Source organism: Methylophaga sp. (assembly GCF_048266885.1).
Taxonomy (GTDB): Bacteria; Pseudomonadota; Gammaproteobacteria; order Nitrosococcales; family Methylophagaceae; genus Methylophaga.
Genome location: NZ_JBLWYR010000006.1, coordinates 103280 through 126356 on the forward strand (window position 1 = coordinate 103280; position 23077 = coordinate 126356).

Below are 23077 nucleotides of genomic sequence, written 5' to 3' on the forward strand. Positions count from 1 at the left end.
CGCCCGAATTCGCCCAATAAAATTGAGCTTTTATAATGATCGAAAATATACCCACAACGCACAAACCTGGCCCATTAAGGCTACTTGCAGTGATGCTTTATGACGCCATGTTGCTAGTATCAGTACTATTGATTGCCGCCGCGGTGGCGGTAGCCTTTAATAGTGGTGAAGCTATCGGTGCCAATAACCCCTTCTTTTTTGTTTATCTACTTGGGGTCGCTTTTATCTTTTATGGTTGGTTCTGGACCCATGGCGGACAAACACTGGGGATGCGCGCCTGGCGGGTTTATCTCATTAGTGGCAATAGCACCGGAATTAACTGGCAACAAGCTTTCTTGCGTTTTGTACTCAGCATATTTTCATGGTTACCACTGGGTTTGGGATACTGGTGGCTATGGCTAAGCCCCGATAAACTCAGCTGGCATGATATCGCTTCAGGCAGTTATCTTATTTACAGCCCTAAACAAAAATAACCAAATTAGTGGAATTGCTATTTTCTTTTGACTAATCACGCGTTAGTATCAGCCATGCTTGGATAAAGGATAGGTCGAAGCCATGGCTAGGTTCAGTATTGTAAATTTATGGCTTGTCCTAGTGCTACTGGCATTTACCCCCATTTCCAAAGCCGAAACCGTGATTGTCAATCCCACGCTAGTTGATCTGCAATTATCCAAAACCACCCTCCGCGCGATTTTTGCCATGCGCATATCCCAATGGCCTGATGGCACTCCCGTTAATGTTTTTGTATTAGATGATGAACATCCTTTACATATACATTTTTGCAAATCGTTGTTGGGGATGTTGCCTTATCAACTCAGACGTATTTGGGATCAACAAGCTTTTTCGGGGACTGGAATAAAACCTAGCCGCGTCAATAGTGAAGCAGAAATGCGACAGCGTGTGGCAAATACGCCCGGAGCTATCGGCTATATCAGTGAGTCGGAGATAGATGCTACCGTCACGTCATTGGGAGCACCATCATGAAGCTGGTTTTATGGTTAATAGCCACTGGCTTATCATTACCCGTCTTTGCTGATACAGCTAGTACCTCATCTTCACGATTTCACTGGAATGGCTTTGCCTCCCAGGCCTTTGTTCATACTTCCGATAATCGCTTTTTTGGTGATAGTGACAATGGCAGTTTTGATTTCACCGAAATTGGTTTGAATGGCAGTTATCTTGTTACTCCACGACTACGATTAGCTGCGCAGATACTGTCTCGTCGAGCAGGAGATTTATATTCTGGTTCACCACAAATCGATTATGCATTGCTGGATGCCACGCTATTTTCTTCATCAGAAAGTACTTTAGGTATGTATTTAGGTCGGATCAAAAATCCAATTGGTTTATATAACGAAACGCGGGATGTAGCGCATACACGCGAAGGGATTTTTCTTCCTCAAGCCATTTATTTCGATAAAGTACGAAACCTCACGGTATCGTCAGATGGATTACATCTTTATGGTCGTGTCTACCGCGATAGCGGCACATGGTCATTACAGGGAGGCGTTGGTTATCCAATTGTCGATAAAAACTTTGAATATGCCTATATGGGCCAGGATTGGGATGGCAAAACTCGGGCTGACGATTTAGCAGCCTTTGGCAGACTGCTTTATGAGCATAATGGTGGGCGCTGGATATATGCTGTTACCGGCGCAAGTGTGCGCACCGATTTTCGTGCCGGTAGCGCAGATAGAATTGCTTTCCCTGCAGGAGCGGGATTGAGCTCTGGAAGCATTGATATTGATTACAGTGTTTTTTCGATGCAATTTAATGGCGAAAAATGGCAGTTCACTACCGAAGTGGCCTTTCAGGCTGCGAGATATCGCAATATCAGTTCAGCATTTGCGGCGCAGGATTTCAATGCAATCGGTTACTACTCGCAACTTAGTTATAACTTCAATCCTAGATGGCAAGGTTTTTTGCGTTATGAGGAGTTTCAGCTGAATCACGATGATTGGAATGGCAGTAAAAGAGCCCAACAAACACGCGAAGAAAGTGCATTTCTCGCAAACTTTGGCATTGAGCAGTCGCCAATGCCGGCGCATGCATTTTATAGTCAAACCTGGGCCTTGGGGGCTCGCTGGGATGTTACATCTCAATGGCAATTACGGGCCGAATATCAGTTTATTGAAGGAACAGCCACCTTATCTCCACGGGAAAACGATATGAGCCAGAGTGATAAGTACTGGAATTTGTTTGCTCTTTCTGTTTCCTACCATTTCTAAACTCATATGAACTCAACTGATAACCCATCCCGATTTTTCAGCCTGAAATGGAAATTGGCTCTACTGTTTGGCGGTTTACTGCTCATTCTCAATATCAGTTTCCCGCTAATGATTTATTGGGATATGCAACATAAATTCGGCTTTGTCCGTGAGCAAATCCAGCAGCAATATCACCAATACTTGGATGGTCAGCTGGAATCGAGTAAAAATGAATTACAGCGCTTGGCTGAGTTTGTATTGATTCCAGCCAGTAAGGGGCCGAACCCAACTCAGCTACTTAATCTTATCAATAGTCAGCAAAGCGAATTGGAACTGGGCTGGAATGTAAGTGTGGCTCAATTATATAAACGTGATGGACAATTCATAGGGGGATGGGGACTCAATGTCCCAGAATCGATTAGTCCATTTGTCATACAAACTGCGAACTCGGAAACAAGCTACAGTAAAGTCGACTGTCAGCAACGCTGTCGTCAATACTTGTTAATCCCTGTGCTCAATGAAAGCCAAATTGAATATGTACTGCTTCTAGGCTATGACATCAGTCAAATCATACTAGGATTTGCCACTAAAACTGGTGCCGATCTAGCGATTCTTTCTTCCTACACCGATGGCGAGATGTCAAAAAATCGTTACCTTGCTTCATGGCATAAGTATGTTCATGCACTCAGTCATTTTGAAGAGAATATTATTTATTTACAACAATTTAGCGGCATTCATCAGCATGTGTTTCATACTATGCAAAATCATATTATGCGTCCCAATGACTTACCGATTGAATTCCATATGATTCGTCCACAAGGCAGTGAAGATGTGATGTTTGTGATTATGGAGAATATTAGCGAACAGCAACAAGAAATCCACCGGTCATTAGTTCACAACATTCTGTTCGCTGTTCTGAGTGTGGTGTTGTTAGGGATCTGTTTATTTTTATTTATTTCGTCACCTTTGCGACGTCTCGCTAGAGTTTCTAAAGCTTTGCCGTTATTAGCAAAACAGCAATATCAATCGGTCCGGCAATCCATCACAAGTTCAAAACCTAATCGTGCAACAGATGAACTCGATTTGTTGGAATCTGCAACGGTCTCCCTTACTTCACAGCTTGAACAGCTTCATGGTTCAGTTGAACAACAAACATTAGCACTACAGCAGGAACGTGATTTTGTTAAAAATCTTATCAATACTGCACAACTGATCATTATTACGCTTGACCAGCAATGTCGTATTACCTCCTTTAATCAATATGCTGAACGTATTACCGGCATAAAAGCCAGCGAAATTATCAACACGCCATTACAACGTTTTTTCTCTCCTGAAGAATGGCCACATATTTATAAGGCGCTGAGCGACATTAAAGAAAAACGTTCAAATGTTGAGCAAATAGAGGCCGATTTCATCCATCATCAAGATAACGTTCGGGTTGTTTCTTGGGTGCACTCAAGCCTTAATGTACAAAATAATGAATCTGTCATCTTGTCAGTAGGTGTCGATATCACCGAGAAAAAACATAATGAAGATCAAATTCTGTGGATGGCCGAACATGACGCATTAACGGGGTTATTTAATCGATTTAAATTTAATGCTGAATTTGAACGCATTCTCTTGCATGCCGAAACTGTAGGAGGTAAAGGTGTACTGCTATTTCTAGATTTAGATCAGTTTAAAGACTTGAATGATAGCTGTGGGCACAATATTGGTGATCAATTGCTTAAGCGTGTCGCCCAAGTGCTCAGTAAAGTAAGTCGCTCAACCGATTTGGTAGCAAGACTTGGAGGAGATGAATTTGCCATTATTCTGCCACAGACAGATTTGAAAGGTGCTGAGCAATTTTGCAAAAAGATTGCGGTTCAAATGGCTGAGTTAAACTTCATTTATCAGCATGTTAGCTACCATATCTCATCAAGTATTGGGTTGGTTGAATTTCCTCTAGCCGATCAGGGTGTTGATGCGCTATTAAGCAATGCAGATCTCGCAATGTATCAAGCAAAAGCGAAAGGTAAAAATACCTGGCACACCTTTAATATCGACGACAAAACCCGTAGCCATCTACAAAATCGAATTCTTTGGAAACAAAAGATCATTGATGCTCTCGCTGGTAAAAATCAACGTTTTATCTTTCACTACCAACCTATTCTTAATTTGACTACCAACAAAGTCAGCCACTACGAAGCATTATTACGATTAGAGGATGCCGATGGCACCCTGCATATGCCAGGCAGTTTCATTGAGGTGGCTGAACAAACGGGCTTGATTCATCAGATTGATCATCATGTTTTGCAAATGGGAATCACTAAACAAGCTGAGTTTGATCAACTGCCTACTCCTATTTCATTGTCATTAAACCTGTCGGCTCATGCCACCTCAGATCCGGATTTGCTACCTCGTCTAAAACGCTTACTCCGTGAAACCGGAGCCAAACCGGAAAACTTAATTTTTGAATTAACCGAAACCGCTGCAGTGGCGGATTATGGCCAAGCCAAAGCCATGATGCTGCAGATAAATGAGCTTGGCTGCCAGTTTTCGTTAGATGATTTTGGTACTGGCTTTGCTTCATTTCGCTATATGCGTGAATTACCAGTCGCCATTGTGAAGATCGATGGAGCATTCATTCAACATATTTGTGACAACCCCGATGACCGTTTATTCGTCAATGCTTTAGTTGATGTAGCTAAAGGCATGGGCAAAAAGACTATCGCTGAATTTGTAGAAAATGCTGCCATTGTGACGATGTTAAAAACTATCGGGGTGGATTATGCTCAGGGCTATCACATAGGACGACCAAAGCCTGAATTACTGGACGATAATGCTCACTCAGATTAATCGCCGATTCTTTCTAGATTGAGCAATTTATGATTATCATCAAAGTGGATTCTGAAACGACCATGAATGCCGGTTTGGGTAATAAACCGCCGCACATGTAACGCTGGAAACTGTAACGATTTGCCGGTATCTGTTCTGGCAACAACAGCAGAGGCTTCGCCGCGATAGTAGCGCATCGCCTCTTCCCTATCGACATTAAGTCTAAACGTTAAGGCTTTGGCCTTTAGGGTCTGTTGATCTTTCATAGCCACCTCTGTTGTGACTGAAAATGCACCAATCAAGGCGCGAGGAGAGCAGTTTAGTTATTCTAAATAAACGACGAGCAACGAAGAGTGGTGCATTTTCAGCCTCAACCCGAAGGGCTGGAGCTATTTTTCCGCCCAACTGCGTTGGAAATAACTTATGTAGAATAACTACACCTCATTATTTCCGCCTTGCTGGCCGAAAAAATAGCTTCCAGCAGTGATGGCTATGAAAAATCATCAGACCCTTACCAAAAAGCCCCTAAACATTTCACTTAAATTACGCAGCATTTGTTGTTTATCTGACTCACTATAAGGCTCAGCTGTACTCTGCCCCCAAATCGGTTTTGGCCAGACTGGATCGGTTTTAAAGCGAGCCACATGATGCACATGTAACTGCGGAACCACATTACCCAATGCCGCAATATTCATTTTATCGGCCTCGGTGAGTTTCATCAGTTTTTCAGCGACTAATGCTGACTCCTGCCAAAGTAATTGCTGATCCTGCATCGAAAGATCATAAATTTCACTGATATCATTGCGACGTGGCACCAGAATTACCCACGGGAAACGAGCGTCATTCATCAATAACACTCGACAGAGCGGTAAATCACCGATCACAAATGTGTCCGCAGCTAACTGAGGATGTAATTCAAATTTCATTAATCCGCCAGATATTTATTAACGATCTCATAGACATCAGATGATAGATCCTGCTGCTGAGCAATATTTTGCAATGCATCGCGCATCATTTCCTGACGTTTTGCATCATATCGGCGCCATGAATTAAAGGCCCCCAATTGCCTTGAAGCCACCTGAGGATTAATTTTATCCAAAACCAAAATCTGCTCAGCCAGGAAACGATAGCCACTGCCATCTTTTGAGTGAAATAACGCTGGATTATTGCGGCAAAACTGACCTATCAACGCCCGAACATTATTTGGATTTTTAATGCTAAACGCAGGATGTTTCATCAAACCTTTAATCCGAATCATTGTATCCGGGAGGCTGGATAGAGCCTGTACTGTAAGCCATTTATCAACCACCTGTCGGTCATGCTGCCATTGCTCATAAAATGCCCGTAAGGCATGTTCACGTTCGGTCCCTGGCTGATCAACCATCAGACGCAGCCCTGACAAAGTGTCCGTCATATTATCGGCCTGTTTCATCTGTTTCAGGCAGCGCTGAGTTTGCATCGGATCGCCAGTTGCCATCAGATAGCCCAGACAGACATTTTTCAGGCTGCGTCGTCCCATATGCTCTGAGTTGAACTGATACGGCACATTTGGCAAATTGTGTTGCTGATACAAAGCATCAAACTGGGCTTTCAATTGCATTGCCAAAGTATCTTTTACAAATTTACGCACATGATGGATGGCATCGACGTCAGCCACCTTCATTTGTGCTGCCAGATAATTCTCTGAGGGCAATGTCAGCATGCGCGCGACCAAAGCCGGATCAGCCGTTTTATCCTCTAATACTGCAGCACATTGTTTGGACAGAATTTCTGGTAATTGCAGCGTTTTATCTTGCTGATAATCGTCGATTAAAGACAGCATGACTTGGATGAAAAGACTTTGTCCGGCATCCCAACGGTTAAAACTATCTTTTTCATTGGCCATTAAAAACGCGAGTTCTTCATTATCGCGTTCAATGAGTAATTTAACCGGCGCGGAAAAGCCACGCAGTAAAGATACAATCGGCTTTTGCTCTACCCCAATAAAGCGGAAAGTCTGCTCTGCTTCGCTCAGTTCTAATACGCGGGTGTCATTGTCATAAGGTTTAGCTTCATCAATCAATTGCAATGGCAAACTATTACCTGCAGCGTCTAGTAATCCCATCGCAACTGGAATTAAGAACGGTTGCTTTTCAGTCTGGCCAGGCGTAGCTGGGCAAGATTGCTGCAAGGTTAAGGTCAATATTTTCTTTGTTGAATCATATTCATGAGTGGCTTTAATAACCGGCGTTCCAGCCTGGGTATACCAACGTTTGAACTGAGTTAAATCAATACGGTTGGCATCTTCAATGGCTTTGACAAAATCATCTGTAGTCACTGCCTGACCATCATGGCGGTCAAAATATAAATCAGTGCCTTTACGGAAACCTTCATCGCCCACCAGAGTTTTGATCATGCGCACGACTTCCGCGCCTTTCTCGTAAATGGTCACGGTATAAAAGTTACTGATTTCGATATAGCTATCGGGTCTGACAGGATGCGCCATCGGGCCGGCATCTTCAGCAAACTGCAGGCTGCGTAACTGATCAACATCATCAATTCGTTGCACCGCCGCAGAATTCAAGTCCGCACTGAAAGACTGATCGCGCATCACGGTGAAGCCTTCTTTAAGGCTTAACTGGAACCAGTCACGGCAGGTCACACGATTGCCGGACCAGTTATGGAAGTACTCGTGGCCAACAATGCTCTGAATCGTATAAAAGTCGTTATCGGTAGCCGTTTTAGGACTGGCCAAAACACAGGCCGCATTAAAGATATTCAGCCCCTTGTTTTCCATAGCGCCCATATTGAAGTCATTGACCGCAACAATCATGAAGATATCTAAGTCGTATTCACGACCATAGGTCTCTTCGTCCCAAAGCATGGATTGCTTTAAAGACACCAATGCATGATCGCATTTGTCGTGATTTTCTTTATCGACATAGATCTGCAAGGTCACTTCACGGCCGCTTAAGGTCGTAAAGCTGTCCTGTTGCATATAGAGATCACCTGCAACCAAAGCAAACAAATAACAGGGTTTAGGATGTGGATCATGCCAGCGAACCCAATGGCGTCCATCTGCTAAGTCGCCCTGCTCTTGCAAGTTACCGTTTGATAACAGAATTGGCCATTTCTGTTTGTCGGCAGTAATGGTTACGGTAAATACCGCCATCACATCAGGACGATCCGGATAATAGGTAATGCGTCTAAAGCCTTCTGCCTCACATTGGGTGCAGACCAAAGCACCTGAGTGATACAAACCTTCCAAAGCGGTATTTTGGTCTGGATGGATTTCGGTCACAATTTCCAACTGAAATTTTTCTGGGAGTTGCGGGATGATCAGTTGGGTATTTGACCGTTGAAATTCTGTAGCGGTTAATGCTTTACCATCGAGTTTGATACTAACCAATTCCAGATGCTCGCCATTTAACACACAATCTTCACCTGGGCCTTTAGGATTACGTCGCATAGTCAGCATACTGGTGACACGCGTTGTGGAAGCATCCAAATCAAAATGCAAATCAACGCTGTCGACCAGATAAGATGGAACGGTGTAATCCGCGAGACGAATCGTTTGGGGGGACGCAGGTGCGTTCATTAAATTAAAATTCCTCTTGATTAACAGGCCAGTATTGATAAGCAGGCTCTTCGTATGGATGTGCCAGTTTCAAAGCTGAGACAACCGCTTTGATAGTGTCGTTCGAGCAGATTGTCTCAACCCGGTATTCGTTTACTTGTTCAAGTTTTCCGCTTTCACCGATATAGGGTTGGCTGTCCGATAAGGGACGGAATTGGCCCACGCCCAATGTTTCCCAGCTACAAAATTCATAACCGTCAAAATGCCCTGCTCCAACATTAAAAATGGCTTCTTTGACTAATTCTTTGTGGGTTTCAGGAACAAAAAAAACCAGTTTGTACATGCGTTTTTACCTCCACTGCCATTGCTGCGCGACGCCTGTACCTGAAATACTTAATACACTGCTAGCATTGGCATCAAACGCCACGGCTTGAATAACCATTCCAGGGTTAAGTGGGTTTTTGCGTGTCACTTTCCAGCAACGCAATTTATCACCTTGGGGGAGTTGCCAGACACAAATGCGCTCTGCTGCATGGCCCGTAACCAGTAACATGCCATCTTCAGAAAAATTGACCGCGGTTGTGGTAGTGGTAAATACCGGAAAATCCGGTACAGGCATGGATTTTGGCCAAGCTGAACTACGTAACTGTGATTGCAGACTACCATCTGTCAAAGACCAGATATAAGCATGATCATTATCGGCAGCAGTGAAAACATATCGACTTTGCGGATCAAATTTCACCAGATTCACGGTATTGCCATGCACCCAGTTCTGTAACTGCTCTCCCGTTTGCAGATCCCATAAACGAGCCGTTCGATCATCACCGCCGGTTAATGCCGTTCTGCCATCGGGTGAGATAGCCACAGAGTTAATAGGATGCTTTACCGGTGAATCTACAGCCGCACCATCATGTTCAAACACATGACGAACACGGTTGGCTTCGATATCAAAATACACCGCCGTACTATCAGCCAACGCGATTAGTAAAAACTGACCATCGGGTGAAATATCCAGCGATTTTATTCGTAATGGAAATGTTAGTCGGTTTTCCGGCATGCCGTTTTGAGTGTTCCATAGCATGACCGTGTCTAATTCTACGGTTGCAGCAACAGGGCTGGATTTGGCTAAAGCCACTGAGGTACTGCGAACCGTTTCTTTCTGTTCGCTTTGCCAACTGTATTTAACTTGATTAGTTTGCAGATCCCAAAGTCTGGCGGCAGCGTCTACGTCTGCCGATAATAAATACTTTCCATCTGCTGAAAAAGCAGCAGCATAACTGCCCTCGCTATGTTGCCATTCATAGGTTTGTTGTGGGCGCTCTTCACAACCGCTGAGTAATAAGAGCAGCCCTGGAAATATGAATCTGCTGATATTACTCATCGACATCATTCCGCTTAGGATTTCGGTAAAGTTACACCCTGCTGCCCCTGGTATTTACCAGCCCGGTCAGCATAGGAGGTCTCACAGACTTCATCAGACTCAAAAAACAACATTTGCGCCACACCTTCGTGAGCATAGATTTTTGCAGGTAAAGGTGTGGTGTTAGAAAACTCTAATGTGACCTGGCCTTCCCACTCAGGTTCCAGCGGCGTCACATTCACAATAATGCCGCAGCGGGCGTAAGTGGATTTGCCCAGACAGATAGTCAACACATTACGTGGAATTTTGAACGATTCAATGGTGCGAGCCAAAGCAAATGAATTCGGCGGAATAATGCACACATCTGAATTGATATCCACAAAACTGCTGGCATCAAAATTTTTCGGGTCAACAATCGCTGAATTAATATTGGTAAAGATTTTAAACTCGGTGGAACAACGTACATCGTAACCATAGCTGGAGGTACCATAGGAAATAATGCGCTGCCCTTCGCGTTCACGTACCTGACCTGGCTCGAACGGCGAAATCATGCCGTGCTGTTCTGCCATGCGGCGGATCCATTTATCTGATTTTATGCTCATAGTCCGTCAGTTAAGCTCAAAAGATATTGATGATAGCCTGATTAGTCGTTCTTGATAACTATATTCGGGAAGGCGGCGGCATAATTTTTACCCTGCATCGCCAGATTAGCAGCAATACGACGGGCAATTCCACGATACGCCATCGCGATGTCGCCATCCGGATCTTTTACTACCGTCGGCTGACCATTGTCGGCATCTTCGCGGATATGAATATCCAAAGGCAAACTGCCCAGCATATTCACGCCGTATTGATCGGCCATTGATTGTCCGCCACCGGCACCAAAGATATGCTCTTCGTGACCACACTGGCTGCAGATATGCGTGCTCATGTTTTCAATGACACCTAATACCGGAACCTTCACTTTTTCAAACATTTTTAATGCCTTACGGGCATCAAGCAATGAAATATCTTGTGGTGTAGTAACAATGACCGCCCCACTAACCGGTACTTTTTGTGACAAGGTCAACTGAATATCACCGGTACCAGGTGGTAAATCGATCACCAGATAATCTAACTCTTTCCAATTGGTATCACCTAGCATTTGCTGCAAAGCCTGGGTGACCATTGGGCCACGCCAAATCATCGGCTCTTCTTCGTCGATTAAAAAACCAATCGACATGCTTTGAATGCCATAGCTTTCTATTGGCTCGATTGATTTGCCATCAATCGATTCAGGACGTTGCGTGGTGCCAAGCATACGCGGCTGACTAGGACCATAGATATCAGCATCGAGAATACCTACCGTTGCGCCTTCAGCTGCCAAAGCCAGAGCCAGGTTGACCGAGGTAGTGGATTTACCAACGCCGCCCTTACCGGAAGCAACTGCGATAATGTTTTTAACATTTTCCAGTGCTGGAACGCCTTGCTGCACTTTATGTTTTACTATTTTAGTAGTGATATTGACGCTGACATTGGTTGCGCCATCAGCTTCAATTAATTGCTTTAAGTTCTGGGCCAGTTCAGCAGCATAACCTTTGACTGGATACCCCAGCACAACATCAACCTGCGTCTGCTTATCATCCTGCAAAACCTTGACCGTGGCGCGAGTATCGCCGAACGTGATCAGCGTTGAGGGATCCTGATAATTTTTGACGATTTCCTCAATTTGCGCGGGGCTAGTCATGCATGACTCCTGTAATTTTTTAAAGCAAGATAGACCGAGCATTTTATACTCTGCCGGAAACCCTTGCATCCACACAGCTTGCAGGGCTATTGACTGCTACAAATAAAAACACCGCCATAACAGCGGTGTGTTAAGTGCTTAGCGAGTTTGGTCAGGTCCAGATAATTTGTGTTGCAGCGGCCAGTCCCGGTAATTAAATACCTGTCCTTCCTGACGAACGCGGGCGATTTCCGTTAAATCCAGATCAGCACACACCCACCCCGGCTTATCTGCCACCCCTTCGATCAGAATGCCGTTATCGGGAAAACCATAATCGACCGGGGTATAAATGCTGGCTCGTCCAGTATTCACATCAACGGCTTCCGACCAGCGCGCTTCACCAAATGTTGGCGATTGCACGACATAGCATTGATTTTCCAACGCCCGTGCCTGACAACCAATCCGTACACGGTGAAAGCCTGCCTGGGTATCCGTACAACTTGGTGCCAAAATCAAATCTGCACCAGCATTAACCTGTTGGTAGGCAATCATCGGGAATTCACTGTCATAACAAATGTTGATGCCAATTCGACCCACATCGGTATCCAGTACTTTGATCTGTTGACCAGGATGAATCAACCATTGCTCATTCTCAAAGCGCGTCATGATCAATTTATCCTGAAAACCAATCAGGCCATCAGGACCATACAGGTTGGCACGGTTACGAAAAGTGCCATCATCCTGCAAAACAGGAAACGTGCTGGCTAGCATCATCACATCGTATTGTTTGCTGAGCTGATGATGCAGATCTTGCCAGTCAGCATAAACATCCTGCATAGAATGCAATTGTTTGCCGAGATCTTTATAAACCGCTTCGCCAAATAACGAGGCCAGTTCCATGCTGCCATATTCAGGAAACACCAGCAGTTTGGCTTTTTCTTCAACGGCTTCAGCGACCCACTGAGTCAATTTATCAGTGAATTGCGACCAGTCTTTGAAAAAACCGATATCGTACTGTGCGGCAGCGACTTTAACTTTGCTCATTTACACCAAACTCGGGAAATCGTTAATCGGACATTAAAGATTGGGCGTTTCAGCCTTATTTCAATGCTAAACAGTTTATTTGTAATAGCTTCTCAACCACTATGCAGACAAGCTATTGTTATAGAAACAAAACGTCGCTTAGAGTTTCTTCATCCAGAAAGTCATTGGCTTGGGTGATTCATGCTCTTCATCCAGTTCTTTCCAGCTGAAAGTGGTGTGAAGTTCAGGATGTTTTTCATAACCCCGTTTACGCCAGAAATTATCCAGCGGTCTGAAACCTGTTGGACGTCGAGGATGATCATCAGGGCGTTGTACACCGCAAAAACAGCTAAACTCATATCCACCCAAATCACGTGCATGCTGTTCACGATGGTCAAAGAACGCTATGCCAGCGCCCTGCCCTCGATATTGCGATAACAACACCGACTCACCACAATAAAACACGCTATCGATATCAATGCCCGCTTTGATAAAAGGCGCTTTGACTTCGTCGGTTTCATATTTCAGCGGAATGCCAGTCGATGCACCGACGACCTTATCTCCATCAAACGCTAAAACAATCACGCTGTCAGGCGCTTCGATATAAGTCTGCAAATAGCGTGCTTCGTAATCCGGATCCCCATCGTAGAGATAAGGAAAATCACGGAAAACCTGAATACGTAATTTGGCAAGTTCAGGAATAAATTGATTCAGGGCTTCGCCTGATAAACGTTTCAATTCCAGCATAGTTATTTCAATCCGTGCAATGGAAAGGCATATAAAAAAGCCAGACTGGAAAATACATTCCAGCCTGGCTGATTGTACTGCAGTTTAACCGACTACTTGTTTAACCCAGTCTTCCAGGTTGTAGTAGTTGGTGATGCGAGCGACTTTGCCATCACGAATCACAAAAAATGCACCGGCTGGCAAGTTGTATTTTTGACCGTTTGCTTCTGGCAAACCTTCATCGGTGCTCAGGTATTCACCTAATACAGTGAACTCCACGGCAGCACGATCACCTGCTTCATTACTGGTGATGGAAATATCAACGATTTGTTCTTTGTAATGGGCATTCATGCGGTCCATAAATGCTGAGAATTTTTCTTTACCAACTTCACGACCACTTTGGTTAACGTCATGAATAACATCATCAGTCAGCATATTCAAAAACGCATCCATATCCTGACGGTTGAACGCATCGTAGTAGTTTTGCAGCAATGTGATTGTAGCTTGGCTCATGTCGCAGACCCCAGAGAGTAAAAAAACCGCGAATTTTAACGTGTAAACGCTTCAAAGAAAAGCAAAAACTACTAATTCACCACTGAGACACAGAGGGCATGGAGGTTTTGAAGTTATCCGCAGATTACGCAGATTTTCGCAGATTATTTTTGTCGGGTTACGCTGCGCTAACCCGACCTACCGTTTTTAACAAAGTTTAGGTCGAGTTGAATTTATAAAACTCAACATGGTGCATGAGAATAGATGATTTTGGGTTTCGCAGGCTCACCCCAAACTAAGGCCCATTAAAAAACTATAAATCTGCGTTCATCTGCGGATCTATTTTCTTTTATCTCTGTGTCTCTGTGGTTACTTTCAAAAAATCAGCTTTGGCGACTACGAGCAGTTATCCCCATCAATTTGTAGGTCAGCATTGATGCAGCGAAGTCATAGGCGTGGAATCCTTCAATCGGTGCAAATTCCATTACATCAAAGCCGATGATTTCACGTTGTTTGGCGACTGATTCAAACAAATTCAAGGTCTGGTACCAGCTCAAGCCACCCGGTACTGGTGTACCTGTTGATGGAAATACACTGGGATCCATGCCATCAATATCGACTGTAAAAAACACTTTTTGCGGGAAATCATCGGGCAAGGTAATGCTGTTAATATTGTTGGGTACCAGTTCATCGGCATCCTGGTAATACACACCAAACTCTTCACGCACCTGCATTTCTTCTTCACAAAAGGCACGAATTCCCAGTTGGTATAACGGAATACCCATATCTACTGCGCGTTTCATTACCGAGGCATGGCTCAAAATATCGCCTTCATAGGCATGACGCAGATCGGCGTGAGCATCAATCTGCACTATTCCGAAGTCATCAATTCCAGCATCTTTCAAACCTTTGATAACGCCATAGGTCACGGTATGTTCACCGCCTAAAACCACAGGAATACCACCGTTACGGATGATTTCAGCAGTGGCATTAGCAATGTTATCAATCACCTGTTGCGAACTGACGCTGCAATCGACTGGCGGGCAGGTATAGATGCCCAAATCACATGGGTTGCTTTTGCCATCCCATTTTTCCAGTTGCCATGAGGCATTCAAGATGGTGGAGGGTCCATTAGCCGTGCCACCACCATAGGAAACTGATTTTTCATATGGCACAGGTAATACATGAAACATCGCCTGTTTTGGATCAGCCTGATCAATCTCGGAGCCCAGGAAAATTGGAAATTCTTCGTTCAATTCAGTGTTCATGACAGTCGCTCTTTAAAATCGCTGTAGCCAAAGCTTTTGACTACACGTAACTCATCGGTTTCGGAATTCCAGATAGCCAGTGACGGTAATTTGGTGCCATTAAATGTCGTGGTTTTAACCATCGTGTAATGGCCCATATCTTCAAATACCAGCCGTTGACCAATTTCCAGGGGCTTATCAAAGCTGTAATCACCAATCACATCGCCCGCCAGACAGGTTAAACCGCCCAGCCGATAAGTATGGGACTTCTCATCAGACAAACCTGCACCGGTAATATCCGGACGATAAGGCATTTCCAATGTATCGGGCATATGACAGGTGGCAGAAGTATCGAGAATAGCCTGATCCAGATGATTCCAACTGATATCCAAAACTTCGCAACTCAAGATGCCGGTACCAATTGCTACAGCCTCCCCCGGTTCCAGATACACTTCGACCTTATGCCGTTGTTTAAAATCCTGAATCATGTCGATAAGACCATCGATGTTATAGCCATCAGCCGTAATATGATGGCCACCGCCAAAATTTACCCATTGCATTTGTGGCAACAAATGTCCGAATTTGGCTTCCATTGCTTTTACTGTGCGCTGCAGCGGTTCAAATCCTTGTTCGCATAAAGTATGAAAATGCAGTCCGGAAATGCCATCCAAAGCAGTTTCGTCTAATTGTGATAACGGAATGCCTAAACGTGAACCGGGTGCACACGGATCATAAATCGGCACCGCACCTTCTGAATGTTCCGGGTTGATGCGTAAACCAAAATGCAGTTCCGGGCGTTGCTTCTGCGCTGCCAGACATTGCTCTCGAAACCGTAGCCATTGGCCACAGGAATTAAACACAATGTGCTGAGCAAAAGTCAGCAGTTCGTCAATATCTTCTTGACTGAAGGCCGCAGCAAACACATGCACTTCGCCACCATATTCTTCAAAACCAAGCCGCGCTTCATGCAGACCACTGGCACAGGTGCCGCTCAGATATCTGGCAGTCAACGGTGCTAAAGACCACATTGAAAAGGCCTTAAGGGCAGCCAAAACTTTAGCACCACTGGCAGTTTGTACTTGATTCAAAATGCGTAAATTACGCTCAACTGCAACCTCGTCCACCACAAAACACGGCGACGGTAATCGAGATAAATCCAGCTTGGTAAAGTCAGTAAATTGCATTATTTTCAAACACCTGAAAATGATAGTTAATTTGTATTGTTAACACTCATTAACCACAGAGACACGGAGAGCACAGAGGTAAAAATAAATCATCCGCAGATTATTGCAGATGGTCGCAGATTTTTAATTTTAAGTGGAACGCAGGTCGGGTTAACCTAGCGTAACCCGACAAAAATAATCTGCAAAAATCTGCGGATAAAAAACTCTGTGCCCTCTGTTTCTCTGCGGTTGATTAATCAATCGTCGAGATTGAAATCATCCAGTTCAATCACTTCCCAGGGAAGTCCGTATTTATTCATATCTTCCATAAACGGATCCGGATCAAACTGTTCGATGTTCCAGACGCCAGGTTTTTTCCACTTGCCTTCCAGCATCATTTTGGCGCCAATCATGGCTGGTACACCGGTTGTATAGGAAATCGCCTGTGACTGCACTTCAGCGTAGCAATCCTGATGGTCTTTAATCTGGTAGAGATAAACGATTTTCTGTTTACCATCTTTAACACCTTTCACTACACAACCAATACAGGTTTTACCTTTGGTACGCGGTCCAAGGGTTGAAGGATCAGGTAATAAAGCCTTCAGGAACTGAATAGGTACGATTTGCTGGCCGTTATAATCTATCGGCTCGATACCGGTCATGCCGACATTACCCAATACTTCCAGATGTTTCAGATAGCTTTCACCAAAACTCATCCAGAACTGAGCACGTTTTAAAGTCGGGAAATTTACTACCAGTGATTCCAGCTCTTCGTGGTACATACGGTAAATGTTGTAATTACCAACTTCTTCAGGACAAGTGAAGCTAGCTTTTTTCGCCATAGCTGGCGTGGTAACAAACTCACCATTTTCCCAATGACGGCATTCTGCCGTAACTTCACGAATGTTGATTTCCGGATTGAAGTTAGTGGCAAATGGATAACCATGATCACCGCCATTAACGTCAATAATATCCAGTTCATGAATTTCATCGAAATAATGTTTAGCCAGATAAGCGGTAAATACGTTAGTAGCTCCGGGGTCAAAACCGCTACCAAGCAAAGCCATCAAACCGGCATTTTCGAATTTTTCACGATAAGCCCACTGCCAACTGTATTCAAACTTGGCGGTATCTAACGGTTCATAGTTAGCTGTATCAAGGTAATCGACACCAGCAGCCAGGCAGGCATCCATGATGTGCAAATCTTGATATGGCAATGCCACATTGATGACCAAATCTGGTTTTTCTCTTTCCAATAATGCGGTCAGCTCAGGCACATTATCCGCATCAACCTGGGCAGTGCGAATTGGTCGATCCAGCTGTGCAGCAATCGCTTTACATTTATCTTCATTACGGCTGGCCAAAATAATTTCCGAGAAAACTTCCGGTAACTGGGCACATTTATGAGTAACGACGCCGCCAACACCACCGGCGCCAATAATGATCACTTTTGACATAGAGCTGAGTCCTTAAACCTGAGATTATCTTTCAAAGAAAGTATAGCCATTCATGCTGTCGCTGAAGGCTCGTAACATTTGTTGTCGCATGGGTACGGAAATTTTGCCATCCCGAACGGCTTGTTCAGCCAGTTTGCGGAACTGTTCCTGCATCACTTTTGGATCGTATTCCACATAACTGAGTACGTCGGCAATGCTATCGCCATGAAACTCACGAACAAAGTTAAATGTGCCATCTTCACTGATATGCACACTGACCACGTTGGTATCACCAAACAGATTATGTAAATCGCCTAATGTTTCCTGATAAGCACCGACCAGAAATACGCTTAAATAGTATTCTTCACCTTCTTTAAGCGGGTGAAGTGGCAAGGTTTTACAGATGCCATCTTCGTAAGAAAATGAGTCAATCTTGCCGTCACAATCACAGGTCATATCAGCGATTACAGCTGATCGAGTCGGTTTTTCATTTAAACGATGAATCGGCATTATCGGGAAGATCTGATCAATCGCCCAGATATCCGGTAACGATTGAAACAAACTGAAATTGCCGTAATAAATATCTGACAGTAATTCTGGCAGGCTTTCTAATTCAGCTGAGACCCGGCGAGCCTGAGGCAATAATTCGGAGATTTTTTCCAGAATAGCGAGTGATACGTTTTCAGCTAAGGCACGTTCACGTAATGTCGCCTGACCATGATGGAATAACTCGCGTAATTCATCCCGGTAATAAATGGCGTCGTTGTAACATTCTTGCAGATTCTGCACCGTAACGTTGCCCAGCACGGCATAGAGATTAAACAACATATCGTGGCTGTCTTCCGGCGCTTGATCAGGTATCGCACCAGGTTTATGGTCACGCACTTCAAGCACATTGAAAAGCAGCATCGAAGAATAAGCGATTAATGCACGCCCTGATTCAGTAATAAGTACTGGATGGGCAATATCCAAAGGATCCAGACATTCTTGTAAAGCTTCAATAATGTTGTAGCAGTATTCATCCAAACCATAGTTCATACTGTGCGTGCTATTTGAGTGGGCACCTTCATAGTCAACCGCTAAACCGCCACCAAGGTCCATGTAGCCCATCGGTGCGCCTTCTTCGATAAGGCCAGTATAGAAACGACATGCTTCCATTACACCACTACGAATGTTACGGATATTGGGAATTTGTGAACCTAAATGGCTGTGCAATAACTGCAAACAATGCAACATATCGGCTTTTTTAAGTTGTTCGACTACTTCCAATAAAGCATTAGTCGACAAGCCGAATATTGAACGATCACCACTGTCACCATTCCAGTGTCCTTCGACGGTTGAAGCAAGTCGAATACGCATACCGATCAGTGGTTCGATTCCCAGCGCTTTGCTGCGCTCCAGAATAGTGGTTAATTCCGTGGCGGTTTCCAGCACAAAGAAACACTTGATACCCATTTGACGGGCATATAAACCTAATTCGATAAATTCTTCGTCTTTGTAGCCGTTACAGATAATCAGGCTGTCGTGATCACGTAACTGCGAGATAGCAATAATCAATTCGGCTTTGCTACCTGCTTCCAATCCATGATGATAGCGACGGCCGTAGTCGGCTATTTCTTCGATTACATGGCATTGTTGGTTGACCTTAATAGGAAACACACCACGATAATGATTTTGATAACCTGCCGTTTCAATAGCTCTGGCAAAGGCTTCATTCAATTGGGTAATGCGTAAATCCAGCAGATTCTCAATACGTAAAACAGCTGGCATATCCAGACCACGTTCTTTCATGCCATGAACAATATCAATCAATGGAACATGAACGGTCTTTTCACCAAATTGCAAACTGACGACAGCATTGCCATCGGCGGAAATATCAAAATAATCCGCCCCCCAATCACGCACACCATAAAGCTTGCTGCTCTGTTGCGCACTCCATTCTTCAGTCGCAACTGGCGGTGTGTTGATATCAAGGTTGGCTTGGGTTTGTGTCATCAGTATGACCCCCTTTGGCTTCAGTTAAATCGCGGGATTGTCACTATTTTAAGGATAAATTGCAAAAATATTATGACAGTATCAAGTCTATTTGACCGGAAAGAACATTTTAGATAATCGGTCGTTCTTCCGGAGCACTGGTGTCGGTAGAAGGATCCAGATTGGTATTGAACGCTTCAACGCTATCAGCGACCTCATCGGGGCGGTTGAATCGCGCAATGTGGAACAAGGCTTCGCCTTCATTTACCAGTGGAATATTGGTTCTGCCAATGATGACACCACTACAAATTGCGACAACTTTGGTTTCAGATTTCTCATCACCATAGGGCGCCGCTACCATACCCAGGATATCGCCTTTTGTTACCTGCGCGCCCATGGGAACTAGCATCCTAAAAATACCACTTTGCGGCGCTCTCACCCAACTACTGGAACGTGCAACAAAAGGATCAACAGGTTTTACATGTTTAGTACGGGATTCGGCTAGCATACCTAATTTACGCATTACCGCCAAAACACCTCTGACACCAGCACGAATCGCCAGTTCATTAAAGCGTAATGCTTCACCCGCTTCATACACAATGACCGGAACATTGACCTGCTGGCAAGCATGGCGCAATGAACCTTCAATCAAACCTGAATTCAAAATAACTGGTGCATTAAAAGATCTGGCCATTTCTTCAACTACAGGATTATCCAATGCTGCTCGAATTTGCGGAAGATTATCGCGATGAATTGCCGCTGTATGTAAATCCACTCCATGGGTGCATTTATGCACTACTTCACTCATAAATAGATTGGCTAAACGCGCCGCGAGTGAACCCTCTTCAGAGCCTGGAAAGCAACGATTTAAATCACGGCGATCAGGTAAATAACGTGTTTGATTAATAAATCCATATACATTTACTACTGGAATGGTGATTAATGTGCCTTTCAGACCTTTAAGTCGCTTACTTCGAACTAACCGCCGAATAATTTCAACACCGACAATTTCATCACCATGTACCGCCCCAGAGACAAATAAAACCGGTCCTTCCCGTCTACCACGCATCACCTGCACCGGCATACTCAACGAGGTATGCATATACAAATCAGGTAATGCCACATCAACTACTTTATTTTCCCCTAGAGCAATGTTCTGCCCGGCAATAATCAGCTCATTTGCCATCAACCTCGCCCTTTGGTTTTAGTGGTTCCGGAAACAGAGTTTTTTTCAATAAAATCGATAATCAAACTGGCGATATCTTTACCGGTGGCTGCTTCAATACCTTCCAGCCCTGGTGACGAATTCACTTCCATTACCACCGGACCATGATTCGAACGTAATAAATCCACACCACAGACATTCAGGCCCATGGTTTTAGCAGCACGTACTGCTGTAGCGCGTTCAGCTGGTGTAATACGAATCAGGTTGGCGGTACCACCACGATGCAGATTAGAACGGAACTCACCCTCTTTGCCTTGTCGTTTCATGGCTGCAACCACTTTCTCCCCAACGACAAAACATCGGATATCCGCACCACCGGCTTCTTTGATAAATTCCTGCACCAGAATATTGGCTTTCATGCCCATAAAGGCTTCAATAACACTTTCTGCAGCGCCCGCCGTTTCGGCAAGCACCACACCGATGCCCTGAGTACCTTCTAGTAATTTAATTACCAACGGTGCTCCACCGACCATTTTGATTAAATCATCCACATCATCTGGGCGATGTGCAAAACCGGTGACCGGCAACCCAATGCCGCGGCGTGACAGTAATTGCAGAGCACGGAGTTTATCGCGTGACCGACTGATGGCTACTGACTCATTCAACGGATAAACATTCATCATCTCAAATTGGCGAAGTACAGCCGTTCCGTAAAACGTCACCGAAGCCCCGATCCGCGGAATCACCGCATCATAGCCACTAAGATTTTCGCCTTTGTAATGCACTTCCGGTTTCATCGAAGTGATATTCATATAACAACGCAACACATCCAGCACATCCACCTCATGTCCTCGCGCTTGCGCTGCCTCAACTAATCGACGAGTCGAATATAGCTTCGAGTTACGGGACAAAATGGCTATTTTCATGCAGATTCTCCATCAAGTGCTTCGTCTTTGGGCGCTTGAATTGTGTTGTTTGGTGAAGGACTGGCTTGATAGGACAATGCCGGATTAACCAATATATTACCAGTCGTCATGGCAGTACGTCCTAGTAACATTCTAAACAGCATGGTATCTCGGTTTGTAAGGGTAATTTCGATTGGCCAGGTATGACCGCCAACGCTCAATGGCGTCTGAATGACGTAACGTTTTTCGGTATGCCCGCCCGAGTCCGTGACATAACGCTCATCTTTAACTAGCGCTTCGCACCAGATTTCGGTTTCAGTATCGTTTTGATTTGGATGCACCCCGAATCGTACCCAAAGCTCACCGTTTTTATCAATAGGTTCAACCGAAAAGGCATGGATCGCCGATGTTCGAGCTCCGGTGTCCACCTTGGCTTTGATTTTATCTATGCCAAGCTCCGGTAAGCTCAACCACTCTCGCCAGCCAACAGTTATTTTTTGCGGATGATTATCCATGGGATTCCCCAATAAAGAATTTATGGGGCAATTGAAAGCAATTTAGAGTCGGCTGTCAAAAAGGATTTTAGATATGAAAAGTTTAAGCAGAATTAAATGTGGTCAATCAGTTGAATTGAATAGATTTTGCTAAGGAATAATGAATACCTCAGAGACAAAAAAAGCCCCGACGAATCGGGGCTTGCAGAATAAAGTTCTACATTATTGGCAAAGAATTGGATCCGATGTTAAACATCCACCACCAACAGTCCATTGAGTACCTGAGGAATCCGGAGATAGAACATAAGTTGGATTAGGATCGATGTTTTGAGAACTAACCGTAATTACTCCATCGGCTACAGTTACACCTGATACATAATCTGTTGTACGTGAAGCAGGAACACCATTCGAACCTAAATCACAATTGGTTGCATTTCCTTCTGCTTGAATACAAATTGCTGTGGCAGTCTTATAACCATTAGCTACAGAAATAACTTCTGAAAATTTGGCACGTTTTGTGTAGTCCTGATAAGCAGGCAAAGCGATTGCCGCCAAAATACCGATGATCGCGATAACGATCATTAATTCGATTAACGTAAAACCTTGTTGTGTTTTTTTCATCTTTCAATCTCCATAAATATACGACAAGCTTTGTGCTCAAATTCAATAGAGCACTCTCCATGCCAATATTTATTTCAATTTAAAATCATAAACTTAGTAAAATATATATTCTTTATTCAATTTTATAAAGGTCAAGCTACGTCAACTAGTGACAATTTTTGTCAGTTTATAGCTAGGCAATCTTGT

22 protein-coding genes are annotated in these 23077 nt (G+C 44.2%); 4 read left to right on the forward strand and 18 right to left on the reverse strand.

Going from position 1 to position 23077, the window contains the following annotated elements:
- Nucleotides 1–35 precede the first annotated feature (35 nt).
- The 4 genes from ACN0V2_RS04490 to ACN0V2_RS04505 all read left to right on the forward strand — a co-directional run bounded on the left by ACN0V2_RS04490 (nucleotide 36) and on the right by ACN0V2_RS04505 (nucleotide 5045).
- Nucleotides 36–473, forward strand: a complete 438-nt coding sequence (locus ACN0V2_RS04490) for an RDD family protein (protein ID WP_417549596.1) — start codon at nucleotides 36–38, stop codon at nucleotides 471–473.
- A gap of 82 nt (nucleotides 474–555) precedes the next feature.
- On the forward strand, nucleotides 556–984 hold the full coding sequence (locus ACN0V2_RS04495; RefSeq protein ID WP_417549597.1) for a hypothetical protein: 429 nt from the start codon (nucleotides 556–558) through the stop codon (nucleotides 982–984).
- The gene (locus ACN0V2_RS04500; RefSeq protein WP_417549598.1) at nucleotides 981–2228 is read left to right on the forward strand and encodes a hypothetical protein; all 1248 of its coding nucleotides are present in this window, start codon (nucleotides 981–983) and stop codon (nucleotides 2226–2228) included. Before ACN0V2_RS04495 ends, ACN0V2_RS04500 begins: the two co-directional genes overlap by 4 nt.
- 54 nt (nucleotides 2229–2282) lie before the next feature.
- Nucleotides 2283–5045, forward strand: coding sequence for an EAL domain-containing protein (locus ACN0V2_RS04505; protein ID WP_417549599.1), 2763 nt, complete (start codon nucleotides 2283–2285; stop codon nucleotides 5043–5045).
- Here the strand turns inward: ACN0V2_RS04505 and ACN0V2_RS04510 are convergent.
- The 18 genes from ACN0V2_RS04510 to ACN0V2_RS04595 all read right to left on the reverse strand — a co-directional run bounded on the left by ACN0V2_RS04510 (nucleotide 5042) and on the right by ACN0V2_RS04595 (nucleotide 22891).
- Nucleotides 5042–5290, reverse strand: coding sequence for a DUF2835 domain-containing protein (locus ACN0V2_RS04510; protein WP_417549600.1), 249 nt, complete (start codon nucleotides 5288–5290; stop codon nucleotides 5042–5044). The two genes, ACN0V2_RS04505 and ACN0V2_RS04510, sit on opposite strands and share 4 nt — an antisense overlap.
- Nucleotides 5291–5527: 237 nt before the next feature.
- Nucleotides 5528–5950: an HIT domain-containing protein gene (locus tag ACN0V2_RS04515; RefSeq protein WP_417549601.1), complete on the reverse strand. Its 423-nt coding sequence runs from the start codon at nucleotides 5948–5950 to the stop codon at nucleotides 5528–5530.
- Nucleotides 5950–8601: an aminopeptidase N gene (gene pepN, locus ACN0V2_RS04520; RefSeq protein WP_417549602.1), complete on the reverse strand. Its 2652-nt coding sequence runs from the start codon at nucleotides 8599–8601 to the stop codon at nucleotides 5950–5952. The genes ACN0V2_RS04515 and pepN overlap by 1 nt, the downstream gene beginning before the upstream one ends.
- Nucleotides 8602–8605: 4 nt before the next feature.
- The gene (locus tag ACN0V2_RS04525) at nucleotides 8606–8923 is read right to left on the reverse strand and encodes an NGG1p interacting factor NIF3 (RefSeq protein ID WP_417549603.1); all 318 of its coding nucleotides are present in this window, start codon (nucleotides 8921–8923) and stop codon (nucleotides 8606–8608) included.
- Between the two features lie 6 nt (nucleotides 8924–8929).
- On the reverse strand, nucleotides 8930–9961 hold the full coding sequence (locus ACN0V2_RS04530; protein ID WP_417549604.1) for a WD40 repeat domain-containing protein: 1032 nt from the start codon (nucleotides 9959–9961) through the stop codon (nucleotides 8930–8932).
- A gap of 14 nt (nucleotides 9962–9975) precedes the next feature.
- Nucleotides 9976–10542, reverse strand: a complete 567-nt coding sequence (gene dcd / locus ACN0V2_RS04535) for a dCTP deaminase (protein ID WP_417549605.1) — start codon at nucleotides 10540–10542, stop codon at nucleotides 9976–9978.
- 41 nt (nucleotides 10543–10583) lie between these two features.
- The gene (gene apbC / locus ACN0V2_RS04540; protein WP_417549606.1) at nucleotides 10584–11666 is read right to left on the reverse strand and encodes an iron-sulfur cluster carrier protein ApbC; all 1083 of its coding nucleotides are present in this window, start codon (nucleotides 11664–11666) and stop codon (nucleotides 10584–10586) included.
- 138 nt (nucleotides 11667–11804) lie between these two features.
- Nucleotides 11805–12689 (reverse strand): carbon-nitrogen hydrolase family protein, encoded by an 885-nt coding sequence (locus ACN0V2_RS04545; protein WP_417549607.1) that lies wholly within the window; start codon nucleotides 12687–12689, stop codon nucleotides 11805–11807.
- 138 nt (nucleotides 12690–12827) lie between these two features.
- Complete coding sequence (locus ACN0V2_RS04550) at nucleotides 12828–13415, reverse strand: GNAT family N-acetyltransferase (protein WP_417549608.1); 588 nt, start codon at nucleotides 13413–13415, stop codon at nucleotides 12828–12830.
- Between the two features lie 84 nt (nucleotides 13416–13499).
- The gene (locus ACN0V2_RS04555) at nucleotides 13500–13907 is read right to left on the reverse strand and encodes a ketosteroid isomerase-related protein (RefSeq protein WP_417549609.1); all 408 of its coding nucleotides are present in this window, start codon (nucleotides 13905–13907) and stop codon (nucleotides 13500–13502) included.
- A 362-nt stretch (nucleotides 13908–14269) separates the two neighbouring features.
- The gene (gene speB / locus ACN0V2_RS04560; RefSeq protein ID WP_417549610.1) at nucleotides 14270–15154 is read right to left on the reverse strand and encodes an agmatinase; all 885 of its coding nucleotides are present in this window, start codon (nucleotides 15152–15154) and stop codon (nucleotides 14270–14272) included.
- Nucleotides 15151–16317 carry a carboxynorspermidine decarboxylase gene (gene nspC / locus ACN0V2_RS04565; RefSeq protein ID WP_417549611.1) on the reverse strand — a complete coding sequence of 389 codons (1167 nt, stop codon included), beginning with the start codon at nucleotides 16315–16317 and terminating at the stop codon, nucleotides 15151–15153. Before nspC ends, speB begins: the two co-directional genes overlap by 4 nt.
- A gap of 236 nt (nucleotides 16318–16553) precedes the next feature.
- On the reverse strand, nucleotides 16554–17753 hold the full coding sequence (locus ACN0V2_RS04570) for a saccharopine dehydrogenase family protein (protein ID WP_417549612.1): 1200 nt from the start codon (nucleotides 17751–17753) through the stop codon (nucleotides 16554–16556).
- Between the two features lie 24 nt (nucleotides 17754–17777).
- Nucleotides 17778–19727 carry a biosynthetic arginine decarboxylase gene (gene speA, locus ACN0V2_RS04575; RefSeq protein WP_417549613.1) on the reverse strand — a complete coding sequence of 650 codons (1950 nt, stop codon included), beginning with the start codon at nucleotides 19725–19727 and terminating at the stop codon, nucleotides 17778–17780.
- A 109-nt stretch (nucleotides 19728–19836) separates the two neighbouring features.
- On the reverse strand, nucleotides 19837–20892 hold the full coding sequence (locus ACN0V2_RS04580; RefSeq protein WP_417549614.1) for a succinylglutamate desuccinylase/aspartoacylase family protein: 1056 nt from the start codon (nucleotides 20890–20892) through the stop codon (nucleotides 19837–19839).
- Nucleotides 20892–21797: a 30S ribosomal protein S6--L-glutamate ligase gene (gene rimK, locus ACN0V2_RS04585; protein WP_304918084.1), complete on the reverse strand. Its 906-nt coding sequence runs from the start codon at nucleotides 21795–21797 to the stop codon at nucleotides 20892–20894. Before rimK ends, ACN0V2_RS04580 begins: the two co-directional genes overlap by 1 nt.
- Complete coding sequence (locus tag ACN0V2_RS04590; protein WP_417549615.1) at nucleotides 21794–22291, reverse strand: ATP-dependent zinc protease; 498 nt, start codon at nucleotides 22289–22291, stop codon at nucleotides 21794–21796. The genes rimK and ACN0V2_RS04590 overlap by 4 nt, the downstream gene beginning before the upstream one ends.
- Before the next feature lie 201 nt (nucleotides 22292–22492).
- Entirely contained in the window at nucleotides 22493–22891 is a 399-nt protein-coding gene (locus ACN0V2_RS04595) for a pilin (protein ID WP_417549616.1), read from the reverse strand.
- Between the last annotated feature and the right edge of the window lie 186 nt (nucleotides 22892–23077).